Source organism: Roseateles sp. L2-2 (assembly GCF_050613215.1).
GTDB lineage: Bacteria > Pseudomonadota > Gammaproteobacteria > Burkholderiales > Burkholderiaceae_C > Roseateles > Roseateles noduli.
On sequence record NZ_CP192509.1, the window covers coordinates 569,223 to 584,695 of the forward strand.

Sequence of the window (15,473 nt, forward strand, 5' to 3'; positions counted from 1 at the left end):
CCGATGAATCCGTCGACCCCGTCCGACGTGCCGCAGTCCGAGTCGGGCGTCGGCGACGCCGCCGCCTTCGACCTCGTGTTCCCGATGCCGGCGGCGGACCTCGTGCCCCACGCCGGACGCATGAGCCTGCTGACGCGCGTGCTGTCCTGTGAGGAGGACCGCCTCGTCGCCGAGGCGGCGCTCGCCGGCGACCAGCTCTTCCACGACAGCCAGGGCGATGGCACCGGCATCGGCGGCTGGATCGGCATCGAGCTGATGGCGCAGGCCGTGGCCGCGTGGGCCGGCGTGCAGGGCCGCGCCCGCGGCGAGCCGCCGCGCATCGGCCTGCTGCTCGGCTGTCGCAAGTACCGCAGCACACGCGGCCGCTTCGAGGCCGGCGAGACGCTGCGCATCGAGATCGCGCGTGAGTTCCAGGCGGACAACGGCCTCGGCCAGTTCGCCTGCGTGCTGCACCTGGCGGGCGGCACGCCGCCCGCGGCGGACGAGCCGCCGCTGGCCCAGGCGCAGCTCACGGTGTTCGGACCGCCCGATCCGGCGGCCTTCCTGGCCGGGGTGACGACAGGATGACGCCGTGAAGATGGCGTGAAGAGGCGCTCCGCGCGTCCGACGAGAATTCAAGAAAAGACCGCTTACCAAGCTTCATGAAGAACAACAACGATTCCAACGACACCGTCCTGGTGACCGGCTCCAGCCGGGGCATCGGTCGTGCGGTGGCGCTGCGCCTGGCGCGCGACGGCTACGACGTGGTGGTGCACTGCCGCAGCCGCGTCGAGGAAGCCGACGCCGTCGCGGCCGAGATCGCCGCGCTGGGCCGCCAGGCCCGCGTGCTGCAGTTCGACGTCGCCGACCGCGAGGCCGCGTCGACCGCACTGCTGGCCGACGTCGAGGCGCACGGCTGCTACTACGGCGTCGTCTGCAACGCCGGCATCGCCCGCGACGGCGCCTTCCCGGCGCTCAGCGGCGAGGACTGGGACCAGGTCATCCACACCAACCTGGACGCCTTCTACAACGTGCTGCATCCGCTGACGATGCCGCTGGTGCGCCGTCGCAAGCCGGGCCGCATCGTGACGCTGGCGTCCGTGTCGGGCGTCATGGGCAACCGGGGTCAGGTCAATTACAGCGCCAGCAAGGCCGGTATCATCGGCGCCACAAAAGCGTTGGCGGTCGAACTGGCCAGCCGGCAGATCACGGTGAACTGCGTCGCGCCCGGCCTGATCGCCACCGAGATGGTGGACGAGCGGATCCTGGAGGAAGCGATGAAGCTGATCCCGGCGCAGCGCGTCGGGACGCCGGAGGAGGTGGCCGCCACGGTGGCCTTCCTGATGGGCAAGGATGCGGCCTACATCACCCGGCAGGTGATCTCGGTCAACGGAGGAATGGTGGGATGAGGCGCGTCGTCGTCACGGGCATTGGGGCGATCAGCCCGCTGGGCTGCGATTGGACCTCGGTGCTGGCGCACCTGCGCAGCAGGCGCAACGCCGTCCAGCACATCGACGAGTGGGACGAGTACGAGGGCCTGAACACCCGCGTCGGCGTGCCCGCCGCGCCGTTCCACCTGGACCCCGTCCGCTACAACCGCAAGGCCACGCGCAGCATGGGGCGCGTCGCGCTGATGGCGGTGCGCGCCAGCGAGATGGCGCTGGAGCAGGCCGGCCTGCTCAACGATCCGGTGCTCAAGGGCGGCAAGGTGGGCGTGTCGTACGGCTCGTCGGCCGGCACGCCCAAGGCCATCGGCGACTTCGGCCGCATGCTGCTGGAGAAGAGCACCGAGGGCATCAACGCCACGACCTACATCAAGATGATGTCGCACACGGCGCCGGTGAACATCGGCGTGAGCTTCGGCCTGACCGGCCGCGTGGTGACGACCAGCAGCGCCTGCACCTCGGGCAGCCAGGGGCTGGGCTACGCCTACGAGATGATCCGCAGCGGCCAGCAGATCGCGATGCTGGCCGGCGGCGCGGAGGAACTCGACGCCACCGAGGCGGCGGTCTTCGACACGCTGTTCGCCACCAGCGTCAAGCACAACGACAGCCCGTCGCTGACGCCGCGGCCCTTCGACGTCCACCGCGACGGTCTGGTGCTGGGCGAGGGCGCCTGCACCTTCGTGCTGGAGGACTACGAGCACGCCAAGGCGCGCGGCGCGACCATGCTGGCCGAGGTGATCGGCTTCGGCACCAACAGCGACGGCTGCCACGTCACGCAGCCCAACGCGCCGACGATGGCGCAGGCGATGCGCCTGGCGCTGGAGAGCGCCGGCCTCGACGCGGCCGCGATCCCTTATGTCAACGCGCACGGCACCGCGACCGAGCACGGCGACGTGGCCGAGTCGCGCGCCACGAACGAGGTCTTCGGCGCCAAGGTCGCGATCTCGTCGCTGAAGAGCTACATGGGCCACACGCTGGGCGCGTGCGGCGCGCTCGAAGCCTGGATGACCATCGAGATGATGCGCGAGGGCTGGTTCGCCCCGACGCTGAACCTGACCGAGGTCGACCCGCGCTGCGGCGAGCTGGACTACGTCACCGGCGACGGCCGCGCGCTGCAGACCGACCTGGTGATGAGCAACAACTTCGCGTTCGGCGGCATCAACACCTCGCTGATCTTCCGCCGGATCTGAGCCCGCGCGCGCGGGCCCTGCCTCACCGCCGTACCGCACCACTTCAACGACCACAACGACCTCAACGTCCTCCAGAAAGGGAACCCATGACCACGAAGAACACGTACGCCCTCGTCCTGAAGCGCTCGCTGGCCGTCGGCGTCGCCGCGCTGGGCCTGGCCGCCGGTGCCGCGCACGCGCGCGACACGGTGCTGCAGATCCCGCTGGCGGATGTGCTGGCCATGCCCGAAGCGCAGGGCAAGCTCGACGGCTCGGTCAAGTTCTTCCTGGCCGGCGCCAAGACCCCGCGCATCGAGAAGCGCATGGGCTCGGACAGCTCCAACCAGAAGACCAACGGCGTCGGCAAGTCCGATGAATTCGGCTGCAAGTGGGCCGCGCTGAGCGCGCTGATCGCGTTCCAGAACAGCGCCAAGCGTGAAGGCGCAAACGCCGTCGTCGACATCGTCAGCTACTACAAGAAGAACGAGACCAAGAGCGACACGACCTTTGAATGCCACGCCGGCGCCATGATCATCGGCGTCGCGCTCAAGGGCACCTACGCCAAGATCGCCGAATAAGCGGCGGATTGTTTTCCCCTCGCGCCGCGCAGGACGGCGCGCGCGGGGGCTGGAACCCAGAACCGTCCGAACATAGGGAGTAACGAATGAAGAAGCTGTTGATCTCCGCCGTGATGGCGGCGACCCTGGGCGTCGCCGCCACCAACGCCCTGGCCGCCCGCACCCCCGTGCCGCTGCTGGAACAGGAGCGCGTGACCGTGACCAACGCCGCCGGCAAGGCCCCGGGCGCCGACGCCATCAAGGACGCCATCATTCGTGGCGGCGCCAAGCGCACCTGGCAGGTCCGCGAAGAGAAGCCCGGCGAACTGCTGATGGTGCTGGACAAGCAGAACGGCAAGCACGAGGCGGTGGTCTCGGTGACCTACGACGATTCGAGCTTCCAGATCAAGTACGTGTCCAGCAAGGACCTGCTGTGGGGCACCAAGGACGGCGTGCCCCAGATCCATCCGCTGTACAACGGCTGGGTGATCAACCTGGGCAAGGACATCCAGGAAGAACTGCGTCGCTGAGTCGCTATCGCCCCATCATCATGCGTCGTCAATTCCTCCGACTCGCCGCCACCGGCGCCCTGGTGACCCTGGCCGCGCTGCAAGGCTGCGCCACGCGGGTCACGACCACCGAAAAGACCAACCCGCCGCCGGCCGAGGCTTTCGCCGCGTTCAGCCGCATCGAGGTGCTGCCGATCCGTCTGGCCGACGGTGTCACGGCGGACACCCGCCCCATGGCGCGGTTGCAGACCAACTTCGACAAGAACCTGGTCGGCTCCAAGCGTCTGTGGAACGCGGGGCCGGACAACGGCCGCAAGCTGACGGTCACGCCGGTGATCGAGCAGCTGGAGTTCACCGGACGCGCATCCCGCGTGCTGTTCGGACCGCTCGCCGGCAGTTCGGGCGTGCTGATGCGCTTGAAGATCGCGGACCAGACGGGCCGCGAGATTGCGTCGCCGGTGTTCTTCCAGCGGGCCGAGGCCTGGGCGGCGGGCTATACCGTCGGCATCCATGACGATCTGATGCTGACGCGCGTGGCCAACCTGGCCAGCGCCTACCTGCTGGACAACTACAAGGTTGCCCGCGGCGGCCCGACCGGCGCCGACGACCAGGCCATCGCGAACAAGTGATGCGGACATCGGCGCACGGAGTGAACACCGCGACGCCGATATGTCTTCGCCTGGCGCTGACGACGCGGACCGGCCTGTCCGGTCCGCCGTTGTCTGCCCAGGACCTCCTGCCGGGTGAACGCACCCGGCTCGCGGGGCTGAAGCTCGACGACGCGCGGGAGCGCTTCGTCCAGGGACGCCGGCTGCTGCGGCAGTTGACGGACTTTCCTCCCGACATCGATGCCCACGGACGCAGCACGCTGCCGTCCGGGCACGTCAATCTTTCCCACAGCGGCGACTGGCTGTTCGCCGGCGGCTGCGCGCTGCCGATCGGCGTCGACCTCGAAGTCCTGCGACCCCGCCGCGGCGATCTGCTCGCGTTGTCGCGTCAGGTGCACGGCGACGCGCAATGCGCGGAGATCGAGCGTCTGCGGGCCCTGGGCCGCGACGACGACGCGCTCGCGGCCTTCTACGGCTGGTGGACGCTCAAGGAAGCGTGGCTGAAGTGCCGGGGACGCGGACTCGACTTCGCGCAGATGCGTGCGCTCGACTTCCATCCGATCGACGATGTCGGCGTGCCGGCCGATGCGCCTCGCGCGGACTGCGCCTGCGCCCGCCTGGAAGGCCTCGGCCTGATGCTCGCTGTCGTCGTCGATCCGGGGCCCGCAGGGCGCGGTCTGCGCCCGCATGACCTTCCCGACGCGATGGCCGGCGAGCCGTTGCGCTGGCAACTCCTAGAATCGCGGCCCTCCGCCTGAAGTTGTTGCCGCCATGTCCACCCCGATCGCCATCACCCGTCACCAGGGCCTCGAAGCCCTTGAACTCCGCGCCCCTGGCGGCGCCCGCGCGACGCTGCTGCTGCACGGCGCCCATCTGGTGTCGTGGGTGCCCGCCGGCGCCGATGAGCAGCTCTTCCTGTCTCCGAAGAGCGCCTTCGCCACCGGCCAGGCGATCCGCGGCGGCGTGCCGGTGATCTTTCCGCAGTTCTCGACCCGCGGCCCGCTGCAGCGCCACGGCTTCGCGCGCGGCAAGCCCTGGCAACTGGTCAGCGCCGAGTCGGGCAAGGAGGACGCGCTCGCCGTCCTGCGACTGACCGACGACAACGCCACCCGCATGGTCTGGCCGCACGCCTTCGAGGCCGAGATCAGCATCCGCATCGCCGGTCGCGCGCTGCAGATCGAGCTCGCCTGCGAGAACAAGGGCGACGCGCCGCTGAGCTTCACCGCGGCGCTGCACACCTACCTGCGGCTGACGCAGATCATGTCGGCGTCGGTGCAGGGGCTGTCCGGTCTGGCGTACTGGGATTCGACGGTCGACCGCGCCGGCACCCAGCACGAGGACCTGCTGCGCCTGGACGGCGAGACGGACCGCATCTACCAGGATGCGAAGCACGACCTGACCCTGCGCGACGGCGACCGCCGCGTGGCGATCCGCCAGCAGGGCTTCACCGACGCCGTGATCTGGAACCCCGGCCAGGCCAAGGGCGACGCGCTGGCGGACATGCCCGAAGGCGGCTGGAAGCAGATGCTGTGCGTCGAGGCCGCGCAGGTGCTCAAGCCGATCGAGCTGCCGCCGGGCGAGACCTGGGCGGGGATGCAGACGCTGGAACTGCTCTGAGCCTGCGCCGCCGGATCGGCGGCCACACGCGGTAAGCTGGCCCGTCCATCACCGCACGGAGCCCGCATGGCCGGAAAGAAGTCCAAGAACGGCAAGCTGTCCAAGTCGGAGTACCTGGAGCGCCTGCAGCCGATGCAGGTGGAGCTCAACAACCTCGGGCGCTGGCTGCAGCACACGCGCAAGCGGCTGCTGGTCATCGTGGAGGGGCGCGACACCGCCGGCGAGGGCGGCGTCATCAGCGCGATCTCCGAGACCCTGAGCCCGCGCCAGTGCCGCACCGTCGCGCTGGGCAAGCCCAGCGAGCGCGAGCAGGGCGAGTGGTACTTCCAGCGCTACCTGTCGCATCTGCCGGCGGCCGGCGAGATCGTGCTCTTCGATCGCAGCTGGTACAACCGCGCCGGCGTCGAGGCGGTCATGGGCTTCTGCACGCCGCAGCAGACCAAGGACTTCCTGAAGCAGGCGCCTGAGCTGGAGCGCCTGCTGGTCGACGACGGCCTGCTCCTCTTCAAGTACTGGCTGACGGTCGATCAGCAGCAGCAGGAAGAGCGCTTCGCCGAGCGCGCCGAGGATCCGCTCAAGCAGTGGAAGCTCTCGCCGATCGACCTCGAAGCGCGCCAGCATTACGAGGACTACGGCCGCGCGCGCGACCGCATGCTGGAACACACGCACACCAAGCAGGCGCCCTGGACGCTGGTGGATTTCAACGATCAGCGGCGCGGCCGGCTGACGCTGATCCGCCATCTGCTGGACCACCTGCCGGATGTCAGCGTGCCCGCCAAGGAACTCGAGTTCCCGCCGGTCGCCGGCGGCCTCAAGGAAGAGCGCTTCGGCTGGAAGCTCAAGCCGATCAAGAGCTTCTGAAGTCGCAATCGGGCTCCTGTACTTCCACGGCCGCTGGCCCTCACCCCCACCCTCTCCCGTAGTGCGGGAGAGGGGGCCACCCCACTGCTCCTGCTCCGAATGGCTCGGTGCATTCTCACTCCCTCTCCCGCTTGCGGGAGAGGGCGGGGGTGAGGGGCGCGCGCAGCGCGCGGGGTCGAGGCAGTCAAAAAAGCGCTACAGCACCACGACCGCGTCGGGCAGCTCGTTGCGCGGCACGCTGCCGGCCTCGGGCGGGAAGTGCTGCGCGAGCAGCGCTTCTACCGCGCGGATCGCTTCCACGAGTCCCTGCTCGAACTGCCCGCCGCGCAGCGACTGCCGCAGCCCGTCGACGATGGGCTGCCACTGCGCCGCGCTGACGCGCCGGTTCAGCCCGCGGTCCGCGACGATCTCGATCGCGTGTTCCGCAAGCAGCAGATAGATGAGCACGCCGTTGTTGTGCTCGGTGTCCCACACGCGCAGCTTGCCGAACAGCGCCAGCGCGCGCTGCCGCGCCGTCAGACCGCGCCACAGATAGCTGATCGGCAGGCTGGCCTCCACGCACAGGCGGATCTCGCCGGCGTGGCTCAGCTCGCTCTCCGTCACGCGCGCGGACAGGCGCGCCAGCGCCGCCGCCGGCAGCACGCGCCGCACGTCGGCCTCGTCCCAGAAGCGGTGGCGGAAGAATCGCCCCAGCCGGCTCGTGTCGCCGGCACGGCGCACCTCGTGATCGCTCGGTCGCTCCATCACCAGTCTCCCGAAGCGCCGCCGCCGCCGAAGTCGCCGCCGCCGCCGGAGGAGAACCCACCCCCGTCGCTGCCGCCGCCCCAGCTGCCGCCGCCATCACCGCCGCCGCCGCCCCAGATGATCGGCGGCACGATGCCGCCCGAGCTGTGGGCGCTGCGCCGGTAGCCGGCATAGGACGGGCTCGCGCTGCGCCGCCGCGCCGCGCCGATGCCCAGCACGCCGACCAGGATCAGCGACGCGACCGCCGCGCCCGCGCCCAGCAGCAGGCTGTTGCTCAGCCCCCAGCCGACGGCGCCCGCGCCGACGCCGGTGAACAGGCTGCCGACCTTGCGGCCGAAGATGGACGTCAGCACCGCGCCCACCAGCGGCACGGCGAGGAACGCGATCATGGCGATTTCGCCGATGTCGATGTTGTGTCCGCCGGACTTGGCGGGACGCTGCGTCGGTGCCGGCAGATGCTCGCCGCGGATGCGCGCCTGCAGCGAGTCGATCGCGCGGTTCAATCCGCCCGCGTAGTCGCCGGCCTTGAACGCGGGCGTGATGTCGCGCTCGATGATCTGCCGCGCGGCCAGGTCGGGCACCGCGCCCTCCAGCGCCTTCGACGTCTGGATGTTGATGCGCCGGTCGTCCTTCGCGACCACGATCAACAGCCCGTCGCCGACGTCGCGTCGACCGATCTTCCACTGGTCGCCGAGACGCTGCGCGAACGCGGCGATGTCCTCCGGCGCGGTCGTCTTCACCATCAGGACGACGATCTGCGGACCGGCTTCGCGCTCGAAGGCCGCGAGCTTCGCATCGAGCGCGTCGCGCTGCGCTGCGCTCAGCGTCGCGGTCTGATCGATGACGCGACCGCTGAGCGGCGGCACCGGCTGCACATCCTGCGCGCGCGCCCGCGGCAGCAGGCCGACGCTCATCATCAGGCCGAAGCAGAGCAGCGCGAGGAGCCGCGCCAGGTGCTGCCGCGTCAACGAAAGCGAGGCCGCCCGCATGCGCGGGGCCTCAGTTCGACGCGGGCGAGGCCGCCGGGGCCGGCGCCGTCACGGCGGGCGCGGCCGGCTTGTCGAAGTTCACCGTCGGCGGCGCGGAGATCGCGGCCTCGTTCTGCACGGTGAAGTTCGGCTTGGTCTCATAGCCGAAGATCTTCGCCGTCAGGTTGGACGGGAAGCGACGGGTCAGGACGTTGTATTCCTGCACCGACTTGATGTAACGATTGCGAGCAACGGTGATGCGGTTCTCCGTGCCTTCGAGCTGCACGCGCAGATCGCGAAAGCCCTGGTTGGCCTGCAGCTGCGGGTAGCGTTCGCTGACGACCATCAGCCGGCTCAGCGCGCCGGACAGCTCGCCCTGCGCGGCCTGGAACTTCTGCAGCGCCGCCGGATCGCGCGCCAGTTCGGGCGTGACCTGGATGCTGGTGGCCTTGGCGCGCGCCTCGACGACCTTGGTCAGCGTGTCCTGCTCGAAGCTGGCCTCGCCCTTGACCGTGTTGACGATGTTCGGGATCAGGTCGCTGCGGCGCTGGTACTGGCTGAGCACCTCGGACCAACTGGCGTTGACCTGCTCGTCCAGGCTCTGGAACTCGTTGTAGCCGCAGCCGGTGAGCGCCATCGGCGCGCCGACGATCAACGCGGCGGCCGCCGTGGCGCGCAACCTGGCCCCCACGGTGGCGCGGGCCTTGGGTTGAACGGTGTCGAGCGGGCGGGACAGTGTCGAAGTCATCAGCGGATCCTCCATGTGCGCAGCGGCATATCGTGTGCCGCGTCCCGGAATTCAAGGGCAAGGTGGTCCGAGCATAATCCCGTCCCCATGAGCGCCCCCCTTCAGAACGACGTCTTCCTGCGCGCCTGCCTGCGCGAGCCCACCGAGTACACGCCCGTCTGGCTGATGCGCCAGGCCGGCCGCTACCTGCCCGAGTATCGCGACACGCGTGCCAAGGCCGGCAGCTTCATGGGCCTGGCCACCAACCGCGACTACGCCACGGAGGTCACCCTCCAGCCGCTGGAGCGCTACCCGCTGGATGCGGCGATCCTGTTCAGCGACATCCTGACCGTCCCGGACGCGATGGGCCTGGGCCTGTCGTTCGCGCAGGGCGAGGGCCCGAAGTTCGAGAAGGTCGTCCGCGACGAAGCCGCCGTGAATGCGCTGGCCGTGCCGGACATGGACAAGCTGCGCTACGTGTTCGACGCGGTGACGTCGATCCGTGGTGCGCTGAACGGCCGCGTGCCGCTGATCGGTTTCTCGGGCAGCCCGTGGACCCTGGCCTGCTACATGGTCGAGGGCGGCGGCTCCGACGATTACCGTCACGTCAAGAGCCTGATGTACGCGCGTCCCGACCTGATGCACCGCATCCTGTCGATCAACGCCGACTCGGTGGCCGCCTACCTGAATGCACAGATCGAAGCCGGCGCGCAGGCCGTCATGGTCTTCGACTCCTGGGGCGGCGTGCTGGCCGACGGCCAGTTCCAGCAGTTCAGCCTGGCGTACTCGCGCCGCGTGCTGTCGCAGGTCAAGGGCGAACACGATGGTCGTCGCATTCCCAAGCTGCTGTTCACCAAGGGCGGCGGGCTCTGGCTGGACGAGATCGCCACCGCCGGCGCCGACGTCGTGGGCCTGGACTGGACGGTGAACCTCGGCCGCGCACGGGCGCAGGTGCAGGACCGCGTCGCGCTGCAGGGCAACCTCGATCCGAACGTGCTGTTCGCGCCGCCGGCCGCGGTGCGCGAGCAGGCCCGCGCGGTGCTCGACAGCTTCGGCGCGCCGCAACGCGCGGACGGCGGCTGGGGCGGCCATGTGTTCAACCTGGGCCACGGCATCAGCCAGTTCACGCCGCCGGAAAGCGTGGCCGAACTGGTCGACGAAGTGCATAAGCATTCGCGCAAACTGCGCAAGGCCTCGACGTAGTTATCCCCAAATCCGTGCATGTCACCGAAACGCAGCACATGCACGGGATCCGAGCTAGGGCTTTCCCCGATGGGCGCGTAAGTCGTTGATTTAAAAGGGAGCATCGCGTTTCCCCGGGATTTGACGCCGACGGGCCTCCGCGGCGGCAATCCCGGCGGCCCCCGAAAAGCCGGGGCGTTTCCCACAAAGTTATCCACAGGCTTCAGCCCCCGTTGTGAACACCCTTGGAAATCAGGCACTTGGCGCGTTTTCCTCATGGTCGATGGAGACCGGGAGGGACGCGACGCCGCAGCACACGGACGGCCAAGCGCGGGCGCTCCACGGGGCAGGGGGGATCCCTCCAGGACCCCCCAGCCCCATTCCGGCCCCACCGACACTCGCTGACGCCGACACGGAGCAGCGATCAGGATGAGCGAGTCCCCGTTGCGGCGCGTGCGGGTGGCCGTCGAGGCGCCCCAGCACAGCGGGCTGACCGAGCCGCTGGATTACCTCGGCCCGCAAGACTTGACCCCCGGCACCCTCGTGCATGTGACGCTGGGCCGCCGGGACGTGATGGGCCTGGTCTGGGACAACCTGCCCGAGGGCCAGGACTTGCCCGAGGACGAGCAACTGCCGGAATCCGAGCTGCGCCCCGTCGGCGAGGCGCTGGATGCCTTGCCGCCGCTGTCGGACCGCTGGCGCCGGCTGGTCGAGTTCGCGGCCGGCTACTACCAGCGCAGCGTCGGTGAACTGGCGCTGGCGGTGCTGCCGCCGCAGCTGCGGGACCTCGACGCGAAACAGCTGCAGGCGCGGCTGAAGAAGCTCGACAAGGCGGAGGCCGAAGCGGCGAAGGCTGCTGCTGCTGCCAACGCGACCGCGACTGAATCGACCGAAGCCACGGACGCGCTCGAAGCCACGGCGTCGGCGTCGGCACGTCCCGCACTGACCGCGCAGCAGCAGGCGGCGCTGGACGCACTGGCAGAACTTGCAGCCCGCGAGGCACCGCAGCCCGCGCTCCTTTGGGGCCTGACCGGCAGCGGCAAGACCGAGATCTACCTCCGCGCCGCCGAGGCCGCGCTCGAACGCGGCCAGCAGGTGCTGGTGCTGGTGCCCGAGATCAACCTGACGCCGCAGCTCGAAGCGCGCTTCGCCGAACGCTTCGCGGGTCGTTCCATCGTGTCGCTGCACAGCGCGCTGACGCCGGCGCAGCGGCTGCGCAACTGGCTCGCCGCTCACCTGGGACGCGCGCAGCTGGTGCTCGGCACGCGGCTGGCGGTCTTCGCGTCGCTGCCGCGGCTCGGCCTGATCGTCGTCGACGAGGAGCACGACCCCTCCTACAAGCAGCAGGATGGCGCGCGCTACTCGGCGCGCGACCTGGCGGTCTATCGCGGCCATCTGGAGAAGGTGCCGGTGGTGCTCGGCTCCGCGACGCCGTCGCTGGAAAGCTGGCAGCACGCGCTCGGCGGGCGCTACCGGCGCATCGATCTCACCGAGCGCATCGGCGGCGGCGCGCTGCCGCGGGTGCGGCTCTTCGACATGAACCGGCTCGAACGCAAGAAGGGCGTCACGACGACGCTCTCCGTGCCGCTGCTGGACGCGCTGCGCAAGCGCCTGGAGCGGGGCGAGCAGAGCCTCGTGTTCCTGAACCGCCGCGGCTACGCGCCGGTGCTGCATTGCGACCAGTGCAACTGGAAGAGCGACTGCCCGCATTGCAGCGCGCACCAGGTCTTCCACAAGGAGGACCGGACGCTGCGCTGCCACCACTGCGGCGTGACGACGCGCGTGCCGCGCGCCTGCCCGTCCTGCGGCAATCCGGACATCGCGCCGTTGGGGCGCGGCACGGAGCGGCTGGAGGAGCAGCTCGCGCAGGCGCTGCCCGGCGCGCGCGTGGCCCGCATCGACGCGGACACGACGCGGCTCAAGGGCAGCCTGGAGGAACAGCTCGCGGCGGTCCACGAGGGCGACGTCGACATCCTGGTCGGCACGCAGATGGTCGCCAAGGGTCACGACTTCCGCCGCATCACGCTGGTGGCGGCGGTGAACCCGGACGGGGCGCTGTTCAGCAGCGACTTCCGCGCGCCGGAGCGCCTGTTCTCATTGCTGATGCAGGCCGGCGGCCGCGCGGGACGCGACGCGGCGCAGGCGGCCGCGAGCGAGATGTGGATCCAGACCTGGTACCCCGAGCACGCGCTTTACCAGTCGCTGCAGAAGCACGACTACGAGGCCTTCGCCGGCAGCCAGCTGCATGAGCGGATGACGGCCAACCTGCCGCCGTTCGCACATCTGGCGCTGGTGCGCGCGGAAGGGCGCAGCGTCGAGGCCGCGCGCGACTTCCTCGTCGCGGCGCAGGAGGCGGCGCAGGCGCTGCCCTTGTCGCTCGGGCTGCTGCTGTATCCGCCGGTGCCCATGGCCATCGCGCGCGTGGCCGACAGCGAGCGCTTCCAGATGCTGATCGAGGCCGGCAGCCGCGCGCAGCTGCTGCGTTTCCTGCGGGCCTGGCTGCCTGAGCTGCACGCGCTCAAGCGCCGTCAGAAGGGTCTGACGCGATGGGCGGTGGATGTGGATCCGCTGGCGATCTGAGCAGCCCGGCGCGGGGCCGCGGCTCAGAGCAGACGGGCGAGCGCTTCTTCGAGTACCGGCCACGCGGTGCGTGCGGCAGCGAGCGCGTCCTCCGAGCCCGTCGCGGCCTGTTCGGCATCGAGCTCCAGCTGGCGCGCGACTTCAGCCGCCTCGGCGTGCCCCAGCGTCAGCAGTACGCTCTTGAGGCTGTGCGCGAGGTGCCGCAGCTTGACGTGCTCGCCGCGCTCGCAGGCGAGGCGGCCGGCGGCGATGTCCAGCGGGAACTGCAGGCGGCAGCGCGCCAGGAAGGCCTGGTACAGCGCGGCGTTGCCGCCGAAGTACTGCTCGATCGCCGCCTGATGGATGGACGGCATGGCGGCCGGCGGCGGCGCGTCGCGCAATCCGTCCAGGCACGATTGCAGATCGCCGAGCGAGCACGGCTTCGACAGGAATCGCGTGACGCCGAGCGCCTCCAGCTGCTCCCGCACGGCCGGGTTGATGCCCGCGCTGAACACGGCCAGCCGCGCGTTGCCGCGCAGCTCCGGCCGTTGCTTGAGCGTCTGCAGCAGATCGAGGCCGTGCCGGCCCGGCAGCATCAGGTCGCTGATGACCAGGTCGAAGCTCTGCGTCGCGAGCGCCAGCAGCGCCTCGTCCACGGAGATGCAGGCCTGCATGCGGACTTCGTCGTCTTCCAGGGCCATGGAGACGAAGCGCTGCAGGGTGGTGTCGTCCTCCACCAGGAGGACCCGGACACGGGACGCCATGATCAGGAAACCGCCGACATCAACCGGCTTCAACCGGCATATTGCGGCTGGCGGGCCTGGATACGCTGGACGGCGGCGCTGAGCAGCGGCGGCAGGTCGGTCACGAGGCGCGGCTTGTGCACCAGCGGCAGCCCGGCCAGCGCGAACGCGTAGGGCGCCCGCTGCTGCTCGTCGAGCGCGGTGACGAAGATCAGTTCGCTGTTGGCGAATTGCGGCTGCGAGCGCAGGCTGGTCACCAGCGCCGCGCCGTCGATGCCGGGCAGCAGGATGTCGACCAGCAGGATTTCCGGCTGCAGCTGGCCGTACATGACCAGGCCGCCGATGCCGTCGTTGGCCGTGTGCAGGTCCAGGTCGGGGAACTCCTGCTGCGCCAGCAGCATGACGAGGTTCTGGTAGTGGACCGAGTCCTCGATCAGCAGCGCCTTCAGGCGCGGCGGGGCGCCGTCGCCGGGCGACAGGTCGGCCGGCTTGGTCGGCGCCAGGCCGCGGCCGGTCAGCCAGGCGTCCAGCGACGCCCGCAGGATGCGGCGGTGGCCGCCCGGCGTGCGCCAGGCCTGCAGCTCGCCGCGGTCGACCATCAACTGCACCGATCGGACGGCCATGCCGAGGCGCTGCGCGACTTCACGCGTGCTGAAATCCTCTTGCATGTCGTCGGGTGTACGGGCAATAGCAGTCATGAGTCAATTTTGCCGAATTAACCAAACATGTAGGTGGGCAATATCCCCAGTTATAAGCGATAAAAGTGATATCGGGTGTGACTTCGTCGGGGTGGGGGCTTCCCTCGCGCTCGCGTGGGGCGAACTCTGGTGCAATCCGGCCAGAGGAGATGCGATGACGAAGCGATGGACCGGACAGGCCGCGACGGTCCGGCTGGCCCGGATCTGGGCGGCGGGATGGCTCGCGGCCGCGACGACGGGAGCGATGACCGGGGCGTGGAGCGCCACGGCGTCCGCGCCTGAGCCCGCGCCTGCATCCGCCAACGCCAACGCCGGCGCCAACGCAACGGCCGGAGCGAGCGGATCGGCCAGCCCGGCCGCTGCGACCGGCACCGGCGCGGTCAACACGGTGCTGCAGCGCGTCCTCGCCAGCGGCGTGCTGCGGGTCTGCATCTGGCCGGACTACTACGGCATCACCTACCGCCATCCGCGCGACGAGACGCTCAGCGGCATCGACATCGACCTGTCCAACGAACTGGCCAAGGAGCTGGGCGTCCGGCTGCGCTACGTCGAATCCTCGTTCCAGCGCCTGATCCCCGACCTGGAAGGCGAGCGCTGCGACGTCGCGATGTTCGCGGTCGCGGTGCTGCCGCAGCGCGCGGTGGCGCTGTCCTTCACGAAGCCCTACCTGCAGAGCGACATCTACGCCGTGGCGAGCCGCGCGAGCCGCGTGGTCAAGCGCTGGGAGGACATCGACCAGGCGGGCGTGGTGGTTGCCGTGCAGGCCGGCACGTCGACGGAGCGGGTGATGCGGGAGTCGCTCAAGCGCGCGACGCTGCACGTGGTGCAGCCGCCCGCGACGCGCGAGCGCGAGCTGGAATCTGGTCGCGCCGATGTTTTCATGACCGACTACCCCTACAGCCGGCGGATGCTGGACAACGCGGACTGGGCGCAGCTCATCGCCTCGCCCCGGCCCTTCCACGTCCTGCCTTACGCCTACGCGATCAAGCGCGGCGACGCCGCTTGGCTGGCGCGGCTGGATGACTTCGTCGCGCGGATCAAGCGCGACGGGCGGCTGCGCGCCGCCGCCGAGCGCCACGGCCTGGGCGCGATCGTGGTGCCCTGAGG

General features: G+C 70.0%; 17 protein-coding genes. 12 read left to right on the forward strand and 5 right to left on the reverse strand.

Translation table 11 applies throughout. The features are described from left to right. The first annotated feature begins 3 nt into the window (after positions 1 to 3). The 9 genes from ACQZ13_RS02630 (at position 4) to ppk2 (ending at position 6,745) form a co-directional block, all read left to right on the forward strand. The gene (locus ACQZ13_RS02630; protein ID WP_431049735.1) at positions 4 to 567 is read left to right on the forward strand and encodes a 3-hydroxylacyl-ACP dehydratase; all 564 of its coding nucleotides are present in this window, start codon (positions 4 to 6) and stop codon (positions 565 to 567) included. Positions 568 to 641: 74 nt separating this feature from the next. Then, positions 642 to 1,388 (forward strand): 3-oxoacyl-ACP reductase FabG, encoded by a 747-nt coding sequence (gene fabG, locus ACQZ13_RS02635; protein WP_431049736.1) that lies wholly within the window; start codon positions 642 to 644, stop codon positions 1,386 to 1,388. Next, positions 1,385 to 2,614, forward strand: a complete 1,230-nt coding sequence (locus ACQZ13_RS02640; RefSeq protein WP_431049737.1) for a beta-ketoacyl-ACP synthase — start codon at positions 1,385 to 1,387, stop codon at positions 2,612 to 2,614. Before fabG ends, ACQZ13_RS02640 begins: the two co-directional genes overlap by 4 nt. A gap of 86 nt (positions 2,615 to 2,700) precedes the next feature. After that, complete coding sequence (locus tag ACQZ13_RS02645; protein WP_431049738.1) at positions 2,701 to 3,171, forward strand: excinuclease ATPase subunit; 471 nt, start codon at positions 2,701 to 2,703, stop codon at positions 3,169 to 3,171. 86 nt (positions 3,172 to 3,257) lie between these two features. After that, positions 3,258 to 3,680 carry a hypothetical protein gene (locus ACQZ13_RS02650; RefSeq protein WP_431049739.1) on the forward strand — a complete coding sequence of 141 codons (423 nt, stop codon included), beginning with the start codon at positions 3,258 to 3,260 and terminating at the stop codon, positions 3,678 to 3,680. A gap of 20 nt (positions 3,681 to 3,700) precedes the next feature. After that, positions 3,701 to 4,288, forward strand: a complete 588-nt coding sequence (locus tag ACQZ13_RS02655; protein ID WP_431049740.1) for a hypothetical protein — start codon at positions 3,701 to 3,703, stop codon at positions 4,286 to 4,288. 20 nt (positions 4,289 to 4,308) lie between these two features. Further along, the gene (locus ACQZ13_RS02660; RefSeq protein WP_431049741.1) at positions 4,309 to 5,025 is read left to right on the forward strand and encodes a 4'-phosphopantetheinyl transferase family protein; all 717 of its coding nucleotides are present in this window, start codon (positions 4,309 to 4,311) and stop codon (positions 5,023 to 5,025) included. Positions 5,026 to 5,038: 13 nt separating this feature from the next. Next, positions 5,039 to 5,884: a D-hexose-6-phosphate mutarotase gene (locus ACQZ13_RS02665; RefSeq protein ID WP_431049742.1), complete on the forward strand. Its 846-nt coding sequence runs from the start codon at positions 5,039 to 5,041 to the stop codon at positions 5,882 to 5,884. A 66-nt stretch (positions 5,885 to 5,950) separates the two neighbouring features. Continuing rightward, complete coding sequence (gene ppk2, locus ACQZ13_RS02670; RefSeq protein ID WP_431049743.1) at positions 5,951 to 6,745, forward strand: polyphosphate kinase 2; 795 nt, start codon at positions 5,951 to 5,953, stop codon at positions 6,743 to 6,745. Positions 6,746 to 6,940: 195 nt separating this feature from the next. Here the strand turns inward: ppk2 and ACQZ13_RS02675 are convergent, their stop codons facing one another. Genes ACQZ13_RS02675 through ACQZ13_RS02685 form a run of 3 tightly spaced genes read right to left on the reverse strand, consistent with a single transcriptional unit; the run spans position 6,941 to position 9,094 of the window. Continuing rightward, entirely contained in the window at positions 6,941 to 7,489 is a 549-nt protein-coding gene (locus ACQZ13_RS02675; protein ID WP_088405931.1) for a TPM domain-containing protein, read from the reverse strand. Beyond that, positions 7,489 to 8,478, reverse strand: coding sequence for a TPM domain-containing protein (locus ACQZ13_RS02680; protein ID WP_431049744.1), 990 nt, complete (start codon positions 8,476 to 8,478; stop codon positions 7,489 to 7,491). The genes ACQZ13_RS02675 and ACQZ13_RS02680 overlap by 1 nt, the downstream gene beginning before the upstream one ends. Positions 8,479 to 8,488: 10 nt before the next feature. Then, a complete protein-coding gene (locus tag ACQZ13_RS02685) occupies positions 8,489 to 9,094 on the reverse strand; it encodes a LemA family protein (RefSeq protein ID WP_431053103.1) in 606 nt (201 codons plus the stop codon). Between the two features lie 198 nt (positions 9,095 to 9,292). Here ACQZ13_RS02685 and hemE point away from each other — a divergent pair, with 198 nt between their 5' ends. Beyond that, positions 9,293 to 10,387, forward strand: a complete 1,095-nt coding sequence (hemE, locus tag ACQZ13_RS02690; RefSeq protein ID WP_431049745.1) for a uroporphyrinogen decarboxylase — start codon at positions 9,293 to 9,295, stop codon at positions 10,385 to 10,387. A 408-nt stretch (positions 10,388 to 10,795) separates the two neighbouring features. Continuing rightward, entirely contained in the window at positions 10,796 to 12,946 is a 2,151-nt protein-coding gene (locus tag ACQZ13_RS02695) for a primosomal protein N' (RefSeq protein ID WP_431049746.1), read from the forward strand. Positions 12,947 to 12,969: 23 nt separating this feature from the next. Here the strand turns inward: ACQZ13_RS02695 and ACQZ13_RS02700 are convergent, their stop codons facing one another. Together ACQZ13_RS02700 and ACQZ13_RS02705 are read right to left on the reverse strand one after the other, a co-directional pair. Then, positions 12,970 to 13,722, reverse strand: coding sequence for a response regulator (locus ACQZ13_RS02700; RefSeq protein ID WP_431049747.1), 753 nt, complete (start codon positions 13,720 to 13,722; stop codon positions 12,970 to 12,972). Next, a complete protein-coding gene (locus tag ACQZ13_RS02705) occupies positions 13,719 to 14,366 on the reverse strand; it encodes a helix-turn-helix domain-containing protein (protein ID WP_088405935.1) in 648 nt (215 codons plus the stop codon). Before ACQZ13_RS02705 ends, ACQZ13_RS02700 begins: the two co-directional genes overlap by 4 nt. Positions 14,367 to 14,520: 154 nt before the next feature. On the opposite strand from ACQZ13_RS02705, the gene ACQZ13_RS02710 reads away from it, so the two are divergent. After that, positions 14,521 to 15,471, forward strand: coding sequence for a substrate-binding periplasmic protein (locus ACQZ13_RS02710; protein ID WP_431049749.1), 951 nt, complete (start codon positions 14,521 to 14,523; stop codon positions 15,469 to 15,471). Positions 15,472 to 15,473 lie beyond the last annotated feature (2 nt).